At 55.9% G+C, this 20,808-nt stretch carries 19 protein-coding genes; 9 read left to right on the top strand and 10 right to left on the bottom strand.

Features of this window, described 5'->3' with window-relative positions; translation table 11 throughout:
• Window positions 1–161: 161 nt before the first annotated feature.
• Window positions 162–1,202 (bottom strand): PLP-dependent cysteine synthase family protein, encoded by a 1,041-nt coding sequence (locus tag R0I78_RS08800; protein ID WP_317075079.1) that lies wholly within the window; start codon window positions 1,200–1,202, stop codon window positions 162–164.
• 126 nt (window positions 1,203–1,328) lie between these two features.
• Between R0I78_RS08800 and R0I78_RS08795 the strand changes: the two genes are divergently transcribed.
• A complete protein-coding gene (locus R0I78_RS08795; RefSeq protein WP_019934899.1) occupies window positions 1,329–1,781 on the top strand; it encodes an Lrp/AsnC family transcriptional regulator in 453 nt (150 codons plus the stop codon).
• 217 nt (window positions 1,782–1,998) lie between these two features.
• Here the strand turns inward: R0I78_RS08795 and R0I78_RS08790 are convergent, their stop codons facing one another.
• Window positions 1,999–2,793: a helix-turn-helix transcriptional regulator gene (locus R0I78_RS08790; protein ID WP_317075078.1), complete on the bottom strand. Its 795-nt coding sequence runs from the start codon at window positions 2,791–2,793 to the stop codon at window positions 1,999–2,001.
• 93 nt (window positions 2,794–2,886) lie between these two features.
• On the opposite strand from R0I78_RS08790, the gene R0I78_RS08785 reads away from it, so the two are divergent.
• Complete coding sequence (locus R0I78_RS08785) at window positions 2,887–3,873, top strand: bile acid:sodium symporter family protein (protein ID WP_410506575.1); 987 nt, start codon at window positions 2,887–2,889, stop codon at window positions 3,871–3,873.
• Here the strand turns inward: R0I78_RS08785 and R0I78_RS08780 are convergent.
• Window positions 3,845–4,795, bottom strand: coding sequence for a class I SAM-dependent methyltransferase (locus R0I78_RS08780; protein WP_317075076.1), 951 nt, complete (start codon window positions 4,793–4,795; stop codon window positions 3,845–3,847). The genes R0I78_RS08785 and R0I78_RS08780 overlap by 29 nt on opposite strands.
• A gap of 148 nt (window positions 4,796–4,943) precedes the next feature.
• The gene (locus R0I78_RS08775) at window positions 4,944–6,107 is read right to left on the bottom strand and encodes a Na/Pi symporter (protein ID WP_317075075.1); all 1,164 of its coding nucleotides are present in this window, start codon (window positions 6,105–6,107) and stop codon (window positions 4,944–4,946) included.
• A gap of 363 nt (window positions 6,108–6,470) precedes the next feature.
• On the opposite strand from R0I78_RS08775, the gene osmY reads away from it, so the two are divergent.
• From osmY to R0I78_RS08755, 4 genes are all read left to right on the top strand, one after another.
• Window positions 6,471–7,094, top strand: a complete 624-nt coding sequence (gene osmY / locus R0I78_RS08770; protein ID WP_317075074.1) for a molecular chaperone OsmY — start codon at window positions 6,471–6,473, stop codon at window positions 7,092–7,094.
• A 72-nt stretch (window positions 7,095–7,166) separates the two neighbouring features.
• Window positions 7,167–7,328, top strand: coding sequence for a DUF1328 family protein (locus R0I78_RS08765; protein ID WP_019934894.1), 162 nt, complete (start codon window positions 7,167–7,169; stop codon window positions 7,326–7,328).
• A 10-nt stretch (window positions 7,329–7,338) separates the two neighbouring features.
• Window positions 7,339–8,139 (top strand): CLCA_X family protein, encoded by an 801-nt coding sequence (locus tag R0I78_RS08760; RefSeq protein WP_317075073.1) that lies wholly within the window; start codon window positions 7,339–7,341, stop codon window positions 8,137–8,139.
• Between the two features lie 70 nt (window positions 8,140–8,209).
• Window positions 8,210–9,931, top strand: a complete 1,722-nt coding sequence (locus R0I78_RS08755; protein WP_317075072.1) for a potassium/proton antiporter — start codon at window positions 8,210–8,212, stop codon at window positions 9,929–9,931.
• A gap of 3 nt (window positions 9,932–9,934) precedes the next feature.
• Here the strand turns inward: R0I78_RS08755 and R0I78_RS08750 are convergent, their stop codons facing one another.
• From R0I78_RS08750 to R0I78_RS08740, 3 genes are all read right to left on the bottom strand, one after another.
• The gene (locus R0I78_RS08750; RefSeq protein ID WP_317075071.1) at window positions 9,935–10,312 is read right to left on the bottom strand and encodes a rhodanese-like domain-containing protein; all 378 of its coding nucleotides are present in this window, start codon (window positions 10,310–10,312) and stop codon (window positions 9,935–9,937) included.
• Window positions 10,313–10,468: 156 nt separating this feature from the next.
• Entirely contained in the window at window positions 10,469–10,918 is a 450-nt protein-coding gene (locus R0I78_RS08745) for a YtoQ family protein (RefSeq protein ID WP_317075070.1), read from the bottom strand.
• A gap of 85 nt (window positions 10,919–11,003) precedes the next feature.
• On the bottom strand, window positions 11,004–12,086 hold the full coding sequence (locus R0I78_RS08740) for a PQQ-dependent sugar dehydrogenase (RefSeq protein WP_317075069.1): 1,083 nt from the start codon (window positions 12,084–12,086) through the stop codon (window positions 11,004–11,006).
• An 88-nt stretch (window positions 12,087–12,174) separates the two neighbouring features.
• Between R0I78_RS08740 and R0I78_RS08735 the strand changes: the two genes are divergently transcribed.
• On the top strand, window positions 12,175–13,176 hold the full coding sequence (locus tag R0I78_RS08735) for an amino acid ABC transporter substrate-binding protein (RefSeq protein ID WP_317075068.1): 1,002 nt from the start codon (window positions 12,175–12,177) through the stop codon (window positions 13,174–13,176).
• Between the two features lie 8 nt (window positions 13,177–13,184).
• The gene (locus R0I78_RS08730) at window positions 13,185–14,882 is read left to right on the top strand and encodes a diguanylate cyclase (protein WP_317075067.1); all 1,698 of its coding nucleotides are present in this window, start codon (window positions 13,185–13,187) and stop codon (window positions 14,880–14,882) included.
• Window positions 14,883–14,886: 4 nt separating this feature from the next.
• On the opposite strand, the gene R0I78_RS08725 is transcribed toward R0I78_RS08730, so the two are convergent.
• On the bottom strand, window positions 14,887–16,392 hold the full coding sequence (locus R0I78_RS08725; protein ID WP_317075066.1) for a Na+/H+ antiporter NhaC family protein: 1,506 nt from the start codon (window positions 16,390–16,392) through the stop codon (window positions 14,887–14,889).
• Between the two features lie 215 nt (window positions 16,393–16,607).
• Window positions 16,608–16,934 carry a pyrimidine/purine nucleoside phosphorylase gene (locus tag R0I78_RS08720; RefSeq protein ID WP_317075065.1) on the bottom strand — a complete coding sequence of 109 codons (327 nt, stop codon included), beginning with the start codon at window positions 16,932–16,934 and terminating at the stop codon, window positions 16,608–16,610.
• 179 nt (window positions 16,935–17,113) lie between these two features.
• On the opposite strand from R0I78_RS08720, the gene ovoA reads away from it, so the two are divergent.
• Window positions 17,114–19,228, top strand: a complete 2,115-nt coding sequence (ovoA, locus tag R0I78_RS08715; protein ID WP_317075064.1) for a 5-histidylcysteine sulfoxide synthase — start codon at window positions 17,114–17,116, stop codon at window positions 19,226–19,228.
• A 154-nt stretch (window positions 19,229–19,382) separates the two neighbouring features.
• Here ovoA and R0I78_RS08710 read toward each other — a convergent pair whose 3' ends face one another.
• On the bottom strand, window positions 19,383–20,801 hold the full coding sequence (locus R0I78_RS08710) for a nucleobase:cation symporter-2 family protein (RefSeq protein WP_317075063.1): 1,419 nt from the start codon (window positions 20,799–20,801) through the stop codon (window positions 19,383–19,385).
• Window positions 20,802–20,808: the final 7 nt, after the last annotated feature.

Raw genomic sequence — 20,808 nt, 5'->3', positions numbered from 1 at the left:
AAATGGCAGATGAAGTCCGGTATTATACGGACGAGTATTACCCGAAAGTGCGGCGCCACATGGCGCTGGGAGGAATAACTCCCAATGCCTACGCAGCTGCCGCTTAATTTAAGTGTCTACTTTATCGGGGCCACTCCACACTCCAAGCTTCCAGCTTCCAGCTAGCCCAACAGGGCCAGCTGTTCACGCCAGGGCTGAATATCGCCGATATGCTCGGCGACCCATTCCGGGTTGTAGTAGGTGTCCAGATAGCGCTCGCCGCCGTCGCACATTAACGTGACCAGGGAGCCGGTTTTGCCGGCTTTTTGCATTTCCTGCGCCAGTTGCAGTACGCCCCACAGATTGGTGCCGGTCGAGCCGCCGGCCTTGCGCCCCAGTATGTGCTCCAGCCAGTGAATGGTGGCGATGCTGGCGGCATCGGGCACTTTTATCATGCGGTCGATCACCTCGGGCAGAAACGAGGCTTCCACCCGGGGGCGGCCAATGCCTTCAATGCGGCCGCAGGCCCGGCTGGTAAGGGTATGGTCCTGCTGCTGGAAACTGTCAAAAAACACCGAGTTTTCCGGATCCACCACTACCAGCCGGGTATTCAGGCCGGCATAGCGAATATAGCGGCCCAGGGTGGCCGAGGTACCGCCGGTGCCGGCACTCATCACAATGGTGTCCGGCTCCGGGTGGGGCTCTTCTGCCAGCTGGCGGAAAATGCTTTCGGCAATATTATTGTTGCCCCGCCAGTCGGTAGCCCGCTCCGCATAGGTAAACTGATCCATATAATGGCCGCCGGTTTCCCGTGCCAGCTGCTCGGCGGCGGCATACACCTCACTGGCATGCTGCACAAAGTGGCAGCGGCCGCCGAGGCGCTCTACCTGAATAATTTTGCTGCGGGTGGTGGACGCCGTCATCACGGCGGTAAAGGGCAGGCCCAGCAATTTGGCAAAATAGGCCTCCGACACCGCCGTGCTGCCCGATGAGGCTTCCACCACATGGGTGCCCTCGCGAATTTTGCCGCTGCAGATGGCGTGCAGAAACAGCGAGCGGGCCAGCCGGTGTTTAAGGCTGCCGGTGGGATGAGTGCTTTCGTCTTTCAGATAGATATCAATGCCGGCCAGGGCCGGAATGTCCAGCCGGTACAGGTGAGTGTCCGAGGTGCGCAGCTGATCGCTGGACAAAACTTTAAGGGCGGTGCGGGTCCACTGGCTCATGGCATCAGACTCAAAAATAAAATGATACTGAAAATTGTATTCTCATAAGGGGAAAAAGGTTTTCTCTTGTTTTCAGGATAAGCGATAATTTTTAGAAAATTTTTCTCCCTAATGGCATAAAAACGAATGGATAATTTCGATCGTCAAATACTGGCCCTGCTGCAGCAGGACGCCACCCTGGCGCTGAAAGATCTGGCCGAGGCGGTGAACCTGTCCACCACGCCCTGCTGGAAGCGGGTCAAGCGGCTGGAAGAAGCCGGTTACATTCGCGGCCGGGTAGCCCTGCTGGATGCCGAGCAGCTTGGGCTGGGCCTGTCGGTGTTTGTGCAGATAAAAACCCAGCATCACGACAGCCGCTGGCTGGCCCGTTTTGCCGAGACGGTCACCGCGTTTGACGAAGTGGTGGAGTTTTACCGCATGTCCGGCGAGTGGGACTATATGCTCAGAGTGGTGGTGGCCGACATTGCCGCCTTTGATCGTTTTTATAAAAAGCTGATCAACAGCACCGAAGGGCTGTCTGACATCACTTCCAGCTTTGCCATGGAGCAAATCAAGTACACCACGGCCCTGCCGTTATAGGCGAGGGATTGGGGAATAGGGACTGGGGAATAGAAAATCTCGTGGCAGGTAGCGCCGGAGTTTCACGAAGCAGCAGTGGGGATTGCTGTAGCCGACCGTCACATGCCATGGACGGCATGTGCCGAGCGTCCCATGGATGGGCTCGAAGCGTGTCGGCGGAGTGCAACCGCGCTGCTGCTTCGCTTTGCGGTGAAGCAGAAGTCACGGGCTTTCAGGCCTACTTGTTGCGCACATATTCACCTGGTGTGCAGCCCAGTAGCTCGCCAAAGGCGGCAATAAAGGCAGACAGGCTGTCGTAGCCGCATTCCAGCGCCACATCGGTAATGCGCAGGTTTTGCTCCAGCAGGGGCAGGGCGGCAAGCAGGCGGGCCCGCTGTCGCCACTGCCGAAAGCTCATGCCGGTGTCGCGCACAAAATAGCGGCTCAGGGTTTTGTCGCTGACCCCCAGCTGCTCACTGAAATAACGCATGGGCCGGCGGCAGTCCGGGTGTGCAGCCAGATAATCGCAAATAGCCGCCAGAGCGTGATGGCCGGGCCAGGGCAGCATCAGGGCACAGGCCGGTGCCAGCGCCAGTTGATCCAGCAGCACCGCCACCAGGCGACCCTCGGCACCGCTTTCGTTATATTCCACATCAAAATGACTGAACGTCAGAATCAGCTCTCTGAGCAAGGGGCTTATCTCCACCACTTCACAGGGGCGGGCTGGCAGGGCGGCAGCGTCAATATACAGGCTGCGAATTTGGGTGCCGGCGTCACAGTGCACGCCATGGCTGAGATGGGGCGGAATCCACACCGCCCGGTTGGGCGGGGCCACAAAGCGGGCTTCGGGTGTGTTCACCGTCAGCACGCCTGCAGCGGCATAGGAAAGCTGTATCCAGGCATGGACATGATGAGTGTTAATGGCCTGATTGGGCAAGGACTGCAGCTGGCCCAGCACCGGCCTTGGCAAGTGCCTTAGTTGCCCAAGCTGTTCCAGTAATACTTGCTGATTGTCTTTTTGGCGACACTTCATCTCTTTTTGCCGATAAAATCCTGACACTTTCGCCATTATAATGGGTGAAAATCTTGTCTCCACCGGAATCTAGAAATGTTCAGAATGTTACGTCTGCTGTTTGATAACTTTACCCTTATTCTGCTGGGTGTGGTGGCCACCGCCACCCTGCTGCCGGCCCAGGGGCAGGGGGCCGTGTTTTTTGACTGGCTGACCACGGCCGCCATTGCTCTGCTGTTTTTTATGCACGGGGCCAAGTTGTCTCGTCAGGCCATCGTAGCCGGTGCCACCCACTGGCGGCTGCATCTGCTGGTGTTCGGCTGTACCTTTGTGATGTTTCCCGTTATCGGCGTGTTGTTAAAGCCGGTGCTGCTGCCGCTGCTGGGAGAGCAGCTGTATATGGGAGTGCTGTTTTTGTGTGTGTTGCCGGGCACGGTACAGTCGGCCATTGCCTTTACCTCGCTGGCGGGCGGCAATGTGCCGGCGGCGGTATGCAGTGCCTCAGCATCGAGTATTCTGGGCATAGTGCTCACGCCGCTGCTGGTGGCCGCCCTGCTCAATATGCAGGCAGATCAAGCAGTGTCACCGCTTGACTCCATTCTGTCCATCAGTGCTCAGCTGTTGCTGCCCTTTATGGCGGGTCATTTGTTGCGTCCGGTCATTGGCGGCTTTGTGGATCGTAACCGGGCCTGGCTGAGCAAAATAGATCAGGGCTCCATTTTACTGGTGGTGTACACGGCCCTGAGTGCTTCCGTGGTGGAAGGCCTCTGGCATACGGTGTCGATATCGAAGCTGGCTGTCCTGACACTGGTCTGCTGTGTGTTGCTGGCGCTGGTGCTGTGGCTGACTGCCGTGCTGGGCCGGCGTTTTGGCTTTAACCGGGAAGATCGCATCACTATCATCTTTGGCGGCTCCAAAAAAAGCATGGCCACGGGTGTGCCCATGGCCAAGGTGCTGTTCAGTGGAGCCATGCTGGGTCCGGCGCTGTTGCCGCTGATGATTTTTCATCAGATCCAGCTGATGGTCTGTGCCGTGCTGGCGCAAAAATACGCGCGGCAAGGCGAGCCCGAGTTTAACCCTGAGCAAACACCAGCGCCTTGAGCCCGGCTTCGGGGCTGACGTCGGTAAACTCGGGCGGATTGTCCAGCCGCTGCACAAACCTGAGAGTCGGTGCCTGTGCTGCCATGCCGTCAATCAAAAACTGGCAGTCAATATCGGGATCGTTCACGCAGGCCAGCACAGTGCCCTGTGGCGTGAGCAGCTCCGGCAGCCGGCGCAGAATTTTGCCGTAGTCTCTGGTCAGGGCAAAGCTGCCTTTCTGGAACGAAGGCGGGTCGATAATAATCAGTTCATAAGGGCCCAGTTTGCGCACCTTGCCCCAGGACTTGAACAGCTCGTGGCCCAGAAAGCTGACCCGGCTCAGATCATGCTGGTTTAATCTGTGGTTATCCCGGCCACGGGAAAGGGCTGCCTTGGCCATATCTAGATTCACCACCTGCTCGGCACCCCCGGCCATGGCTGCCACAGAAAAGCCGCAAGTATAGGCAAACAGGTTCAGTACCCGTTTGCCCCGGGCCTGCTCTTTTACCCACTGCCGGCCCAGCCGCATATCCAGAAACAGGCCGTGATTCTGGTTTTTGCCAAGGCTCAGCTGGTAGGCAAGCGCATGCTCATGCACCACAGGGCTGGCATTCAGCTCACCCCAAATCACCTCCAGCGGTGAGCCGTCCCGGCTGCGGTGTTGTAGCAGCAAAGAGCGAGCGCCGCTTTGCTGCCAGACGGGTGTAGTTACCAGCTCATTCAGCATGGCCAGCAGCCTGGCTAACAAGGCAGGCTCCGGCTCCTTGAACAGGCTTATCAGCAACTGACCGGCTGACGGGCCTTTTAACCAGTCGGCAGTTAACTGCTCCAGCCCGGGCCAGCAACGGCCCCGGCCATGAAATATTCGGCGGGTTTCGGTGGGTGGCTTGGCGAGCGCAGTGTGCAGCTGAGCCTGAAAAGTGGGCAGAGCGGTGGCGTCCATAGTGTTGTCCGGCAAGAAAAAGCAGGCGCCATTCTAGCGACCTGCTTTTGATAACTCCACCAGCCCTTTGGGGGAGCGGTAGCTGCCACTTTAGTCGGCAGCCGCGGTTGGGATTCGCTTTGCTCATCGCCAACTACCGTCTGTCAGGTCACAGCCACTGGCTGAGGCCGACCAGGGTCAGGGGCAAGGCGAAGAAGACGCCGCCGATATAAGCCGCCACATAGGCTTTGTTGCGCTGGGCCTGAGTGGCCAGCAGCTCGGCCATTTGCATGGGCAGGTTGCGCAGCACCGGCAGCACATAAATCAGGGCAATGGCCAGCACATTAAACAGCAAGTGCACCAGTGCAATCTGCAGCGCCACCATGGCCGAAGCACCGGTAATGGCGGTGGCAGCCAGCAGGGCGGTGATGGTGGTGCCGATGTTACTGCCCAGAATAAAGGGATAAACCTGCTTCAGGCTGAACATGCCGGTGCCGGCCAGCGGCACTATCAGCGAAGTGGTGGTGGAAGACGACTGCACCAGCACGGTGACCAGGGTGCCCGAGGCCATGCCTGACACAGGGCCGCGGCCCACGGCGGTGCGCAAAATGCCCATGGCGCGGCCTTCCATCAGGGTGCGCAGTACTTTGCCTATCTGAGTCACCACCAGCAGTATCATGCCAATGCCCAGCATAATAAGGGCAATGCCGGACCAGACGCCGGGCAGCCAGGCCACGCTTTCTTTCATGATGCCGGTAGCGGGGGCCAGCATGGCTTTCATAAAGTTCATGTTGCCCATGCTCATGCTGGCATCGCTTACCAGCAAGCCTGCGAGCCACTCGGAGGAACGTGCCAGCGGCTGAAACAGCAGCTCCAGCGGCAGCACTATGGCCACCGCCAGCAGGTTAAAGCTGTCATGCACGGTAGCGGCAGAAAAGGCCCGGCGAAACTCCTCGCCATTGCGCACATGGCCCAGACTGACCAGGGTGCTGGTAAGGGAGGTACCGATATTGGCCCCCATCACCATGGGAATGGCAATGGCAATCGGCAGGCCACCGGCCACCATGCCCACAATAATGGAGGTCACCGTGCTGGAGCTCTGGATCAGCGCCGTGGCCACCACGCCGATAATCAAAGCAATGATCGGGTTTGAGGCAAACTCGAACAGGGCTTTGGCGTTATCGCCGGCAGCGGATTTAAAGCCGGCACCAATGGCACCCACTGCCGCCAGCAGCAAATAAACCAATGCGGCCACCAGCAGCCAGGAAAGCCAGCGGTAAGATGACTGAGCCGGCTGGGCAGCAGCGGGCAGGGCAGTGGTCTCAGTGGTCATATCGGTACATCCTCATCGTTATGATGGGCGCACTATGCAGGCCGAATATGACGGTTTTATTACAATGTGACACTGGTATGAATGCACGGCCTGAAAGATAGGGTATGGTGCTCGGTCGCTATTTTATGCTGTTTTTTAAGTGTCTGTTTTATTTGGTTTTTATTCGGTTTGTGTGCGAATGAATCCATTTGAGGACACATTGTCGCTATTATCTTCCGTCAGTCTGTTTCGCAGCCATTTGGCTATTTCTTGAAATATTTGTTTTGAACTTCAATAGTCTTAAGCACCTGATGCAAATGGTGTTGAACCTGCGTATCAGTATCAACCCCCATGGATAACCGTGTTTACTACTGGAGAAGAAATATGAACAAGCATCATTTTTCCCGCACTCTACTGGCTGTAGTAATGAGTTCCACCATGGTGGCAGGGCACGCCCTGGCCGAAGAATCGCTGGCGACCAAAATGGAAGAGACGGCAGAGCAGACTCAGCAAAAAGCCGAGCAGGCCGCTACCAAGGCCGGCACTTACATGAATGACAGTGTGATCACCGGCAAGGTGAAGTCGGCATTGCTGAATGATGAAGGTGTATCCAGCGTGGATATTTCCGTGGAAACCGAAAAAGGCAAGGTAACTCTCAGTGGCTTTGTGCCGGCTCAGGAGCAGGCCGGGCGAGCAGTCGAAGTGGCTAAAAACATCAAGGGTGTTGAATCCGTTGAGGATCAATTGCATGTAAAAGAAGCAGCAGCCGAAGACAATGACTCTCTGGCTGGTCTGGCCGGCGATGCGTTAATTACCGGTAAGGTGAAAGCGGTGCTGCTGGCCGATGACATGGTGGCCGGTACCGATGTCAGCGTGGAAACCGATAACGGCGTGGTGCACCTCAGCGGTGAAGTTGAAAACCGGGAGCAGGCCGAACAGGCGGCGTTGCTGGCTGGCAATATAGAAGGGGTGACCACGGTGAAAAACGACATACAGATCGCCAACTAAGTCACCGGCAAGGCGAGTGGCCACAGGTTTCTTGTGTGGCCATATCCTGACTTCAAACTTGGAGGAAATGCCATGTTCAGCTGGGGAATTACCTTTCTTATTATTGCCATTATCGCTGCCCTGCTTGGGTTTACCGGTGTGGCCGGGGCGGCAGCAGGCGCGGCCAAACTGGTATTTGTGGTGGGCATAGTGTTGTTTATAATCAGTTTGTTTACCGGACGCCGGGGCCCCTGAACCTGGCCTTTTGCCCTCAGGAGTATGGGTTATTCATTTTTATCGTAACGGCCCTGAACATATACAGGGAGAGCCGGTGGATTTTGTACAAATCCGCCGGCGTTTTGATTTTCGCAGTATTGAAATTGGCCGCTGGGTTACCAGAGCCGAGCGTGATGTCGCGGCCGGCTACTTTTATAACGCCCTGTGTGATTTAATGCTGATCCTGCAGGCACCCGAGTCGCTTATCTCCCTGCGTGGCAGCTTGTCGTTGCAATATGGCACCGGTGGCCGGCCTGGAGTCAGCGCGCACTACCAGCCGGCCACCCGCAGCTTTGCGCTGGCCAAAAATGCCGGTCCGGGCAGTATTGCTCATGAGTGGTTTCATGCGTTTGATCACCACATGGCTGATAAGGCATTAAGCGGTGTTGCCCGGCACAGGCTCACATCGGATGCCTGGCTCAATAATGCCGCCACCATCAAACACCCGTTAAATACACTGCTATTCCAGTGCTTTGAGGCTGTGCTGTTAAGTGAAGACGGCAGCCAGCCCAGCCCACTGTTTTATGCCTCGGCTCAAATGGACGAACAACAGGGAATAGTATATTTCAGTCGGCCCGAAGAGCTGTGTGCCCGCGCCTTTGAAGCCTTTGTGCAGGATGCCGGCATCAAGAACAGCTTTCTGGTCAAGGGGACCAAAGCCACCCGGGAAGCGCAATGTGGGCTTTACCCTCAGGGTACACAGCGGGACAGGTGCAACAGTGCTTTTCGGCATTATTTTCATACTCTGGGAAGGGCGCTGCAGCAACAGCAGCAAGGCGTGAATGCATAAAAACCCTGACCGGCTTTGGCCGTGAATGTGATATAACATAACCATCTAAAAATAAGCTGGAATCACTCTATTGGATAATATCGAACATCTGTTTTTGCTGGCCGGCGTTTTGCTGTGTCTGAGTGTGCTGGCCACGCTGGTCTCTGCCCGCTCCGGCATTCCCATACTGCTTATTTTTCTGCTGATCGGCATGCTGGCCGGTGAAAGTGGCCCCGGCGGCATCATGTTCGAAAGTTATTCACTGGCTTATACCGTGGGCAACCTGGCCCTGGCCATTATTCTGCTGGACGGCGGCATGCGCACCCGCATGGAGACCTTCAGGGTGGGGCTGAAGCCCGCCCTTAGTCTGGCTACTTTTGGCGTGCTGATCACCAGTGGTATTACCGGCTTAATTGCGGTTTATATTCTTGATCTGGGCTGGCTGCAGGGGCTTTTACTGGGGGCCATCGTGGGCTCGACCGATGCTGCGGCGGTGTTTTCTCTGCTGGGCGGGCGGGGCATGCAGCTGAACCAGCGGGTGGGAGCGTCCCTTGAAATCGAATCGGGCACCAACGATCCCATGGCCATCTTCTTAACCCTGACCCTGATAGCTCTTATCACCGGTGATATGCAGGGGAGCGGCGAGGCTGTGCTGTTTTTGCTCAGTCAGTTTGGCATCGGGGCGCTGGCGGGGTTGCTGGGCGGGCAGGTGCTGGTGCAGCTTATTCGTCGGATCAGTCTGGCGTCGGGCCTGTATCCGCTGCTGGTGACCGGTTTTGGCCTCACCTTGTTTGCGTTAACGGCCATGCTGCAGGGCAGCGGCTTTCTGGCGGTGTATCTGGCCGGACTGGTGCTGGGCAACTCCCGGTTGCGCAACCTGGAGTCGATTTTGCCGGTGTTTGATGGTCTGGCCTGGCTCAGCCAGATTGGCCTCTTTCTGGTGCTGGGGTTGCTGATTTCTCCTGCCGATATGTGGGCCATGGCACTGCCAGCCAGCCTGATTGCTCTGGCGATGATTTTTATTGCCAGGCCGGTGGCAGTGCTGACATCATTGCTGCCGTTTTTCCGTTTCAATGCCCGTGAGCTGGGCTTTATTTCCTGGGTTGGCTTGCGAGGAGCCGTGCCCATAGTGCTGGCCATTTTCCCGTTGATGGCTGGCATAGAGGAAGGTGGCATGCTGTTTAATGTGGCCTTTTTTGTGGTACTGATTTCTTTGCTGGTGCAGGGTTCTTCTTTGCCGCTGATGGCTCGCTGGCTGGCGGTAGAGGTGCCACCCGAGCCGGCCCCCAGGCGCCGCTCCATGCTGGGTATTTTCAAGGAAAATGACTTTGAGATGTTTCTCTATCAGGTAGAAAGTCAGTCACTGGACGGCATTGTGGTACGTCAGCTGACCTTTCCGCCTCACTGCCGGGTAGCAGCGGTGTTCAGAGGTGAGCATCTGCTGCCGGCCTCGGGCAGTACTCGTCTGGCCATCAATGATGTGCTGTGTGTGATTGGCCGCAGCACGCACCTTAAAACCCTGAACAATATGTTCGGGGGTGACCTGGAGCTGGCCCGGGAAAAAGCCAGGGCGTTCTTTGGCGACTTTATTCTGGACGCGGATGCCCGTATGGGGGATGTGGCGCTCATCTATGGGGTGGATGTTTCCGTCGATGAAGCCGGCATGCCTTTAGGTGACTTTATGCTCAAGCATACCAATGGTCACCCTGTGGTGGGGGATCACTTTGAGCGTTATGGCATGGTGTGGACAGTGGCCGATGTTGACGGAGACAGAGTGCTGAAGGCGGGCTTGCGGGAGTTTGAACCGGGTTAAGCCTTATTGGTTGTTGGCGGTGTGCTGCACCGATACCGTTGCCGGCTCAATGCCGCGAATGGCATTCAGGCTGCCCAGATCTTCCACTCGTTGATAACCCAATGCCTGTAGCGCCTCCATCGCCATGCGTGAGCGTACGCCGTCGGCACCATAGAGATTAATGGGCGTATTGCGATTAGGATATTGCTCACTCACCCCCCGGGCGATGCGCGTGTGCGGAATTAGCACAGCACCGGGAAGGTGATCCAGCTGGTATTCCTGTGCCGTGCGTACATCAATCCAGACTGAGCCATTATTGCCGCGGGCAGGCTCGCTGCGGGCCAGAGTAGAAGCCATCAGTGGTGTCGCTACCATCATCAGTAAAACCGCAAACCGGGTCATGTTAAGCGCCTTCCTTCATTCATGTATTCGCCCTTAATTCTAAAACAGATAGGACGTGTTTCGGCCTAATAGCAGTGACGAACCGACAGAACTCGGCACACAGAAATAAAAACGGAGCCATTTAGGCTCCGTTTGAGAATCTCTTGCTGATGCTGATCAGGACATCAGATAAGCCAGGATCTCAACAACCTGCTCGGGGTGGCGGCAGGTGGCCTTGGCCGCTTCGTCCACTTCTTTCAGCGGATGATCGTTTTCGGCATCGTGCAGGGTGATGATGGGCACACCGGAAGCCACGGCAAAGCCGGCATCAAAGGCGGCGTTCCACTGCTTGTATTTGGGTCCGAAACGTACCACCACCAGATCCGCTTCCTTGATATGAGTGGAAGTGCGAATGCTGTTGATGCCGGAGGCCTTACGGTCGCGCCAGAAGTTATCTTCTTCGCTGCCCAGAATGTTAACGCCGACCATGTCGCTGGCATCGTGGTCGGTTACCGCAGAGCTGAAGCGTACTTTCAGGCCCTTGGCTTCACAACCGGCAATAATCTGCTCACGCCAGTCGGTATGAATTTCACCGGACAGATAAACGTTCCAAATTTTGTTGCTCATATCGCTTCCCTTATTGTTCACAAAAGTAACTGAAATAAAGTACAGTTGTTACAGGTTACCCCATTTCACGTTCAAGGTCAGCCCTTCAGCGCGATGGCTGCAGCTTTAACAGGCGGCCGCTATCAGCATCGGTCAGCACATAAATGCCGCCGTCGGCAGCCTGCGCCAGTGCCCGAATGCGTTCGTTCAGGTCAGTTAGCAGATGATACTCACCCGCCACCTTGCCGTTACTCAGCTCAAGACGTACCAGTTTGCGCCCGGCCAGGGCTCCCACAAACAGATGGTGTTGCCATTCAGGAAAGGCGTTGCCGCGGTAAAACAGCATGCCCGACGGCGCTATGGAGGGCACCCATACCCAAAGCGGATCCGTCATGCCGGCCTTGCGGCTGCCTTCCCCGATACGGCCGCCACCGTACTCTTCCCCAAAGGTCACCACGGGCCAGCCGTAGTTATGGCCTTTTTGAATGCGGTTTACTTCGTCTCCGCCCTGAGGGCCGTGCTCGTGGGTCCAGAGCTCGCCACTTTCGGGGTGAATGGCAGCACCCTGCACATTTCGGTGGCCCAGGCTCCATATCTCCGGCAGGGCACCAGTCTTGTTTACGAAGGGATTATCGGCAGGCACCCGGCCGTCATCGTGCAGGCGAATGATTTTGCCAAGGTGATTGTCAAGTGACTGGGCCTGATCCCGGCTGTGATAGCGATCACCTGTGGTAATAAACAGATAGCCTTGCCTGTCAAACACCAGGCGCGAGCCAAAATGGGCGCGGCCATAAGTTTTGGGTATCTGCTCAAAAATAACCTGCACATTGCTTAGCTGCTGCTGACTCAGTGTGGCGCTGGCCACAGCAGTACCGCTGCCACCCGGCCCCGGCTGACTGAAGCTGAAGTAGACCAGCCGGTTGCGGGCAAAGTCTGGGTGCAGTGCCACATCCAGCAAGCCACCCTGACCGCCGGCGGCAATGGCCGGCAATCCGGTTATGTTATTGCGTGTGCCATCAGGCTGCAGGTGCAGCAGACGCCCTGAACGCTCAGTAACCAGCAGGCTGCCATCGGGCAGCTCCGCCAGTCCCCAGGGGTGATCCAGCCCTTCCGCCAGCGTGAGCATCTGCCCGTTGGCCATCAGTGGCCGGGATAACAGCATCAGTACCAGCAGCATCAATATCCGCATATGTGATTACTCCTATATGGTGTTTGTGGTTTTCTGTCATTATGGATCATGCTAAACAGGTTCAGGGACGATGACACAGGAATGCAAAATGAGAACAATAATTAGCACCATACTGGCGGTGTTGTGCCTGACTACCGGGCAGGTCAGCGCCGGCACATTGGCTGAAGTGGTACGGCATGGTGATATTCGCTGTGGTGTATTTCCCGATGACCCGGGCCGCAGTGCCATTGATGAAAACGGTGTCTGGCGCGGCTTTTATGTCGATTTTTGCCGCGCCACAGCGGCGGCCTTATTTGGCGACGCTGAACGGGTACAGTTTGTGGAAGTGGATGCCACCAGCCGTTTTACCACACTGCAGCAAAAACACAGTGATGTGGTGATGTACAGCTCAACCTGGACCCTGGGGCGGGAAGATGCCTATCAGGTGGCCTTTCCGGCCATTTATCTGTTTGACGGCCAGGGGCTGCTGGTCCGTAAAGACTCAGGCATTGGCGGACTGGCGGATCTTGATAACAAAACGGTATGTGTTACCGAAAACACCACAACTTACCGTAATTTGCTGATGCTGCTTGAACGGAATCAAATTCATGCTCGTGTTCTGCCGTCCAATGGCGACAGCTTTTTCAGAGGGCATTGTGATGCCTACTCGGCAGACCGCATCAATCTGGCCATTAACCGTGCCCACAGGGCAGATAATCCGGATAACTATCTGATTTTGCCTGAACTCCTGTCTCGTGAGCCCATCAGTCCCATGGTGCGCAATGATGATGCCCAGTGGCACAGGGTGATCCGTGCCGTTGTGCATGCGCTTATTCTGGCCGACGAAAAACACATCACGCAGGGGAATGTAGCGGAGGTAGCCAGGCAGAGCACCGACAGGGAAGTGCAGAATCTACTGGGTGTCAGTGGGCATCTGGGCAAGCAGCTGGGGTTGCCAGCCGGCTGGGCACTACAGATGATTAAAAGTGTAGGAAACTACAGCGAAATCTATCAGCGTCATTTTGGTCCGGGCACTCCGGTGAATATACCTGCCGGACTGAATCAGCCCTGGTCCCGGGGTGGCCTGTTGTTTGCACCGCTGTTTCGCTGAGAGCAGGCATGAGTACCACAGCCACTTCCGGCAGCTTGGGTCGTAAACTGACCCTTATCATCATTCTGGTGTTTGGCCTCTATCTGCTGCTGGCTTCGTTTTTTGCTTACCTTGTCTACAGCCAGTATGTGGGACTGACCGGAGCCACAGGCCGTCATTTTGAGCGGGCCATGATTGCCGGCGAGCTGACCCGCGATGCAGAGACCATTGCCGGAGAAGTCTATGAACTCCTGGCAGGTAATGATATTTCTGTCAGTACTGTCAATAGCCGGGTAGCCAATCTGGCAGGTATTTATCAGGCTACCCGAAAGCGGCTGGAGCAACTCGGCGAGCTCAGTGACAGCGACAGGATGGCGCTGGATAAATGGCAAACACCGTTTTTCAGCAGTCTGGACAAACTGAATGAACGGCTGCGTGCCGAGCAGGAGCTGCAGGCGATTCAGCAGCAGCAGATGGATGAACTGTTTTTAATGCTGCGCCAGCTCACAGAGTTGGAAACAGTGGCACGGGATCTGCCTTTGCCGGAACAGCACTTTATTGGCCATGCCCTGGCGGCGCTTGGCTACACCGCTGCCGTCTTCAGCGCCGAGCGGCCCGGCCATCTGATTAACCTTGAGCGTTTCAGCGATGCCCGGCTGCAGGTGCTTGCCGGGCTTGAGCTGACCTATGCGCCGGCAGTTGCGCTGCGTGCCCGCCTGCAGCAGCTGCTGCCGATGATATTTGAACAACGAAGGCCGCTGCTGCGTCATGCCCGGGCTACCCTTGCCACGGCCCGTGAAACACGGGTGCTGGCGCAAAAGCTGACCAGTGCCACCTTCAGCTATCATCAACGGCTCAAAGCGTCTGCAGAGCAGGCGCTGCAACAGCAGCAACGCCTGATGGGCCGCTCCATGTCGGTGCTGCTGGCCGCCCTGGTACTACTGGTGATCACCACGTTGATGGCATTGCTCTATATTCGCCGCTCCATTATTCAGCGTATTAACAGGCTCAGCCGGGCCATGCAGGCACACGGCAGGGGAGAGCCCGAGCCGATTCCAGTTAACGGAGATGATGAAATCAGCCGAATGGGTAAAACCTTTGCATTTTTTGTGGATGCCAGACAACGGGCTGAGCAACAGCTGGCACTGGCCAACAGGGAACTGCAGAGCATGAACGCCTCTCTGCAACGGCTGAGTGAGATCGATGATCTGACTCAGATTGCCAACCGCCGATGTTTTGACCGGCACCTTGAAGCGGAATGGCGGCGGGCTGTGCGTGAGCAGCGTTCTCTGGGGCTCATTATGGGCGATATTGATTACTTCAAGCGCTTTAATGATGAATATGGTCACCAGCAGGGCGATGAGTGTCTGCACCTTGTGGCGCAGGCGCTGGCCGGCCAGCTGCACCGGCAAGGAGACATGGTCGCCCGCTACGGCGGTGAGGAATTTATTGTTCTGCTGCCGGAGCAGGATCTGTGGCAAACCCGTCATGTGGCCGAGCACCTGCTCAATGCGGTGCGTGAACTCAATATTGAACATATTCGCTCAGAGCAAAAGAGAGTGACGCTCAGCCTGGGCGTGGTCGCTTTTGTACCCGAGCAGTATGACCGTATAGAAGACATGGTGGCCAAGGCCGACAAGGCACTGTATGCGGCCAAGGAGCAGGGGCGCAACCGGCTTTGTGTGGCACCCCCGGAATGTGAGGCTGGCCGCAGCCAGCCCGGATAAGAGATCAGGCTGTCTGCTGTTGCAGGCGTTGACGCTGATGCCAGGCCAGCAGGCTGACCAGCACCAGCTGCGCCATAATGGCGGCAGCCAGAATCAGTGGGCTGGCGATAAAACCAGCAAGCACAAAACCGCTCAGGGCAATACTGCCATTCAGCAGGGCATAGGGAAGCTGAGTGCGGAAGTGTTCAAACTGATCACAGCCAGAGCCGGTAGAAGACAATATGGTGGTTTCCGAGATGGGTGAACAGTGATCGCCAAACAGACCACCGGACAGCACGGCACCAATACATGCATAAAGCGGTGCATCAATGGCGATGGCGGTGGGGATCACCAGTGGCAGCATAATGGCAAAAGTGCCCCAGGATGAGCCGGTGGCAAAGGAGATGATTCCGGACAGCAAAAAGGCCACGGCCGGCACCAGCCAGGCAGGAAAACCGGCCTGAGCCTGTTCGGCAATATAAGCGGCCGCGCCCAGCTCCTTGCCCACACTGCTCAGGGTCCAGGCCAGGATCAGTACAATGGCCACCTGCATCATGTTACTCATGCCTCTGAGATAAACGGCAATACCGTCGCTGACCCGGCGCACACCATAAATGGCCATCAGGCTGATAAGGGTAACGGCAGCAGAGAAGTAAGCAGTGGACAGAGCGGCACGAAACACGGAGCCGGAGATTTTTTCAAAAGGAAATCCCAGCGGGCCGAGCATGGCTGCCAGCACTGCGCCCATGACCAGCAGCGGGGCCCACACAAAGCTGGCGCGGGCATTATCGTGAGTAAAGGGCGTCAGCTCCTGCTGAGGCCCGGTGGCAATCTCACCGCGCTCCGCAGCCCGTTCTGCCTCGGCCATGGGGCCAAAGTCCAGCCTTTTAAAGGCAATCAGCGGCACCATGGTGACTGCCAGCACGGCGTAAAACTGAAAGGGAATGGCGGAAATAAAGGCCTGCCAGTCGCTCAGATCCAGTTCAAGGGCGGTAAATTCCTTTTGCAGCAACCCCATGATGTAGACACCCCAGCCGATAAAGGGCACCAGAATAGCCACCGGTGAGGCGGTAGAGTCGATAATAAAGGCCAGTTTCTGGCGGGACAGCGCCAGCTTGTCAAACAGCGGGCGAAAGACAGGGCCGACGATCAGTGGTGTGCCCAGATCGGAAAAGAAGATAACAATGCCACCCAGCCAGGCCGAGATTTGCGCCCGGCACTTATTGCTGACCCAGTGAGTCACCCGGCGGGCAAAAGCCTGACCACCACCGGACTGCTCCATCAGTGCTACAAAGCCACCAATAAACACCAGCAGAACCAGTACACCTGCGTTGTAGCTGTCGGTCAGCTGACCCACCAGATGGTCTTTAACCAGAATGCCGAAACTGTCCAGCGGGTGCAGCCAGTCGTTCAGCATGACAACACCGCTTAACACACCGGCAAACAGGCCAATCACCACGTTGCGTGTGGTCAGTGAAAGCAGCAGAGTAAGAAAAATGGGGATCAGCGAACTGATATCGGGGCTTGCCATAAGCAGGATTTCCTTTACCGCCAAGGCCTGAGCCTTGAGAAACAAAGCGCAGAACTTTAACCAAGCTGGTCAGCGCCCGCAAGATGAAAGGAGCTTATTAATGGATTTTTTGCGTTTAAAACTGCTTCAGTTGAATTTTTATAACCATAATGGCGGTGTTGGCTGGATATTTATGCTTTAAAGTCAGGGCGAGATGCTCGCCCTGCAGGCTGTGCTCAGCCGAAGTAGGAGCAGCAGTAATCTACCAGGCTGTACACCTTGAGGTTAAAACTGGCGTTGGCAGGCACGTCAAAGGACTGACCGCCTTCAACGCGCTGCCAGCTGTCGCTGCCGGGCAACTGCACATCCAGACTGCCCGCAGTAATTTCCATCAGTTCGGCGGCCTCTGTGCCAAAGGTATATTCACCGGGCAGCATAATACCCAGAGTTTTTTGGCTGCCGTCGGCAAACTTCACTACCCGGCTGGTGACCTTGCCGTCGTGATAGACATTGGCCTGCTTGATAACAGTAACATTGTCGAACTGAGTGTCGGTGTGAGACATGATACTTCCTGTAAGTGAATAGCAAAGAGGACTGGTTATAGCACAGGCCCGGGTTTTGGAAAATGATCCCTGAAAATTGAAAGAAACGGGCAGCCGTCAGGTCTGTTGCTTCGATTCAGACTTCTCATTTGGCTGATGCCAAGGTAACGTTAATCATTAATGTGATCAGGGACACGTTCATGCATACATTGTCGGATATTGTGACGAAAACCCCCTTGCTGACCGGTACGGATCCGGAGCAAAAGCGGGAAGAAATACGCCGTTATTTTCATCAGACCTTTTGCCTTTATGAGGCACTGTTTGATTGCATTACCACAGAAGATGCCTACTATTCGCGGCCTGAGCCGCTGCGCCATCCGCTGATTTTCTATTTTGGCCATACCGCTGTTTTTTTTATCAACAAGCTGGTACTGGGCAAATATCTGCCTGAACGCCTGGATGAGCGACTTGAGTCCATGTTTGCTATTGGCGTGGATGAAATGTCCTGGGATGATCTCAACGACGCCCATTACGACTGGCCCAGCCTGGATCATACCCGGGCTTATCGTCAACGGGTTCGGGAAACCGTGGATGCCTTTATCAGTGATATGCCGCTGACGTTGCCCATTACTCCTGACAGTCCGGCCTGGATTGTGCTGATGGGTACAGAGCACGAACGCATTCATCTGGAAACCTCATCGGTAATCATGCGTATGTTGCCGCTGTCTCAGCTGCAACCACATCCGCTGTGGGTGGCCTGCCGTGAATATGGCCCGGCCCCGCAAAACAGTCTGCTGCCAGTAGCAGGCGATACCATCACGCTGGGTAAGCCGGCCAGCGCCGCCACCTATGGCTGGGACAACGAATACGGCAGTAAAACGGTGGAAGTAGAGGCTTTTCGTGTCTCCCGGTATCTGGTGTCCAATGGTGAATACCTGGCGTTTGTGCAGGACGGCGGCTATCAGCGGCCCGAGCTCTGGACTGAAGAAGGCCGGCAATGGCTGAATTATACGCAAGCTGCCATGCCTCGCTTCTGGCTGCAGCGCTATGGTGAGTATTGGCAGCGTAATTTACTGGAAGAAATTCCGCTGCCACTGAACTGGCCGGCAGAGGTCAATTATCTGGAAGCCAAAGCGTTCTGTAACTGGAAAGCAGCGCAAACCGGTACTCACATTCGGCTGCCCACTGAAGCCGAATGGACAGTACTGAGAAACCGTATTGATACCGATCAACCCCACTGGGAGCAGGCCCCGGGCAATATCAATCTGGAGCACTTTGCCTCGTCCTGTCCGGTAAACCGCTTTGAGCATGACGGTATTTATGACATTACCGGCAACGTCTGGCAGTGGACCGAAACCCCCATCGATGGTTTTCCCGGCTTTGAGGTGCATCCGCTCTATGATGATTTCTCTACGCCTACCTTTGATAACCGGCATAACCTGTTCAAGGGTGGCTCCTGGATTTCTACCGGCAATGAAGCCACCCGTTACTCCCGCTATGCATTTCGCCGGCACTTTTTTCAGCATGCCGGCTTTCGCTATCTTGAATCCGACAACCCGGAGGTTCCTGTGGAGCCAGTAAACACGTATGAAACCGATGAGCTGGTCGCTCAGTATCTGGAATTCCACTACGGTGACAGCTACTTTGGTGTGCCCAACTATCCGCTGGCGTGCGTTAATGCGCTGCTGGAAAGGCTGCCTGAGCTGAACCGGGGCAAAGCCCTGGATCTGGGCTGCTCGGTAGGGCGGGCCACCTTTGAACTGGCCCGGCACTTTAAGCAAGTGGATGGTATCGACTTTTCTGCCCGCTTTATTCAGCATGGTTTTCAGCTTAAGGAAAGTGGCCAGACCCGTTTTGCTGTTCCGACCGAAGGCGAGCTGGTGGAGTTCAAGGAAGCCAGCCTGGCCGACATGGGTTACGCCGGGGTGGCGGAACGTATCGAGTTTGTGCAGGGCGATGCCCATAATCTCAAACCGCGCTTCAGCGGTTACGATCTTATCTTCTGCGGTAACCTGATTGACCGCCTCTATGATCCGGCCGGCTTCCTGGCGGCCATTCATCAGCGTCTGAATCAGGGCGGTTATCTGGTGCTTACCTCACCCTACACCTGGCTTGAGGAATACACTCCTAAAGAAAAATGGCTGGGCGGTATCAAGGTTAACGGTGAAAACTACAGTACTCTGGATGGTCTGAAAGCCACCCTGAATGACCGTTTTGAACTGGTGGGCCAGCAGGACATTCCCTTTGTTATTCGGGAAACCCGGCGCAAGCATCAGCATACGGTAGCCGAGATGACTCTCTGGCGGCTTAAGTAACTCACAGAGCCCGGCAGGTGCCGGGCTTTTTTTTACCCGGCTGAATATACCGCCTTGTCGTTTTCAGAATGAGTGTGTTACCTAATAAAAAAGCCGGTCTTGTGACCGGCTTTTTTCACTGCGGATTGTCATCCTTACCCGAAGGCTTACCCTTTCAATTGTTGGCGTTAGCCTGACGCAATTGAGCGTTATCGCTTTCGGTTTGCTCTTTGGCAGAGCCCTGGTTCATCTGGCGCTCAATTTCTTCACGCTCGCGGGCTTCGTCCTGCAGAGATTTCCTGGGCAGCAGCATGTTCAGAGTAAAGGCAACGGTGGCTGCAACAATAACAGGCGAGCCAATCAGCATGCGGGCAGTGTCACCCAGCTGGGCAATGGCTTCCGGCACAGCGTTAATCCCCATGGCCAGCGCCACCGACAGGGCCACAATGGTAATGTTGCGGGAAGACAGTTCGTCTTTCACCAGCAGCTGAATACCGGTCATGGTGATCATGCCAAATACGATAATGGTGGCACCACCCAGCACAGGATAGGGGATAGTGGTCATCACAGCACCGAACTTGGGCAGCAGACCGGCAATCACCAAAAACACAGCGGCAATGCCCAGCACATAGCGGCTGATCACCTTGGTCATGGCCACAATGCCTACGTTCTGGCTGAACGACGCGGTAGGCAGGGCACCAAAGATGGAGCCAACCAGAGTGCAAAGGCCGTTACCCAGCAGGCCGCCGGACAGCTCTTTGTCTTTCAGCTCACGGTTCATGCCGCCCACGGTAGTGGCAGACAGGTCACCAATAGTCTGTACCGAGTTCACGATACAAATCACTACCATGGAAATCACCGCAGAGGCGTGAAACTCAATGCCCATGGAGAAAGGCGTGGGCACAATCACCCAGGGCGCTTCGTGCAGGCTGGTAAAGTCGACCATGCCAAACGCAAAGGACATCACATAACCCACGACAATACCCACAATAATGGCGGCCAGACGCAGATAGCCTTTACCGAACTGGGAACACAGCAGCACCACAGCCAGGGTAGTCAGACCAACCAGCCAGTTCATGCCGCTGCCAAAGCCGTCTGCGCTGGTGTTACCGCTGCCGGCCATGTATTTAATGGCAATATCATACAGGGACAGGCCAATGACCAGCACAACGGTACCGGCCACAACAGGCGGGAACAGGTGGCGAATCTGCTTGATAAACAGGCCCACAACAATCATGGCAATACCGCCGGCAATCTGGGCACCCAGAATACCGGGAATGCCATAAACAGAACCAACAGCAATCAGGCTGGGCACATAGGCAAAACCTACGCCGAAGATGGTAGGCACACCGGCACCAAACCGTCCGACAGGATATAACTGAAGCAGGGTGGAAATGCCCGAAAATAACAGAGCGAGCTGCACCAGCATCATGGTTTCTTGGCCATTGGCCCCGGCGACACCAGCAACGATAAGCGGCGGCGTCACTGCGCCCATGATCATTGCCAGAATGTGCTGGAAGGAGAGCGGCAGTGCTTTACCGAAAGACGGCTTGCCGTAGTAATCGAATACCGATTTGCTTTGGCTGTGTTTCATTGCAATA

Source organism: Oceanimonas sp. CAM02 (assembly GCF_032842915.1).
Classification (GTDB): domain Bacteria; phylum Pseudomonadota; class Gammaproteobacteria; order Enterobacterales; family Aeromonadaceae; genus Oceanimonas; species Oceanimonas smirnovii.
This window is presented reverse-complemented; position numbering and strand designations above follow the sequence as displayed.

What these genes read in the sequence shown, in the direction of transcription:
- R0I78_RS08780 (WP_317075076.1), bottom strand. Translation starts at nt 4,795, where the DNA reads ATGGACGCCACCGCTCTGCCCACTTTTCAGGCTCAGCTGCACACTGCG.
- R0I78_RS08800 (WP_317075079.1), bottom strand. Translation starts at nt 1,202, where the DNA reads ATGAGCCAGTGGACCCGCACCGCCCTTAAAGTTTTGTCCAGCGATCAG.
- R0I78_RS08775 (WP_317075075.1), bottom strand. Translation starts at nt 6,107, where the DNA reads ATGACCACTGAGACCACTGCCCTGCCCGCTGCTGCCCAGCCGGCTCAG.
- R0I78_RS08750 (WP_317075071.1), bottom strand. Translation starts at nt 10,312, where the DNA reads ATGACCCGGTTTGCGGTTTTACTGATGATGGTAGCGACACCACTGATG.
- R0I78_RS08790 (WP_317075078.1), bottom strand. Translation starts at nt 2,793, where the DNA reads ATGAAGTGTCGCCAAAAAGACAATCAGCAAGTATTACTGGAACAGCTT.
- R0I78_RS08740 (WP_317075069.1), bottom strand. Translation starts at nt 12,086, where the DNA reads ATGCGGATATTGATGCTGCTGGTACTGATGCTGTTATCCCGGCCACTG.
- R0I78_RS08720 (WP_317075065.1), bottom strand. Translation starts at nt 16,934, where the DNA reads ATGTCTCACACCGACACTCAGTTCGACAATGTTACTGTTATCAAGCAG.
- R0I78_RS08745 (WP_317075070.1), bottom strand. Translation starts at nt 10,918, where the DNA reads ATGAGCAACAAAATTTGGAACGTTTATCTGTCCGGTGAAATTCATACC.
- R0I78_RS08725 (WP_317075066.1), bottom strand. Translation starts at nt 16,392, where the DNA reads ATGGCAAGCCCCGATATCAGTTCGCTGATCCCCATTTTTCTTACTCTG.
- R0I78_RS08795 (WP_019934899.1), top strand. Translation starts at nt 1,329, where the DNA reads ATGGATAATTTCGATCGTCAAATACTGGCCCTGCTGCAGCAGGACGCC.
- R0I78_RS08735 (WP_317075068.1), top strand. Translation starts at nt 12,175, where the DNA reads ATGAGAACAATAATTAGCACCATACTGGCGGTGTTGTGCCTGACTACC.
- R0I78_RS08765 (WP_019934894.1), top strand. Translation starts at nt 7,167, where the DNA reads ATGTTCAGCTGGGGAATTACCTTTCTTATTATTGCCATTATCGCTGCC.
- R0I78_RS08710 (WP_317075063.1), bottom strand. Translation starts at nt 20,801, where the DNA reads ATGAAACACAGCCAAAGCAAATCGGTATTCGATTACTACGGCAAGCCG.
- osmY (WP_317075074.1), top strand. Translation starts at nt 6,471, where the DNA reads ATGAACAAGCATCATTTTTCCCGCACTCTACTGGCTGTAGTAATGAGT.
- ovoA (WP_317075064.1), top strand. Translation starts at nt 17,114, where the DNA reads ATGCATACATTGTCGGATATTGTGACGAAAACCCCCTTGCTGACCGGT.
- R0I78_RS08730 (WP_317075067.1), top strand. Translation starts at nt 13,185, where the DNA reads ATGAGTACCACAGCCACTTCCGGCAGCTTGGGTCGTAAACTGACCCTT.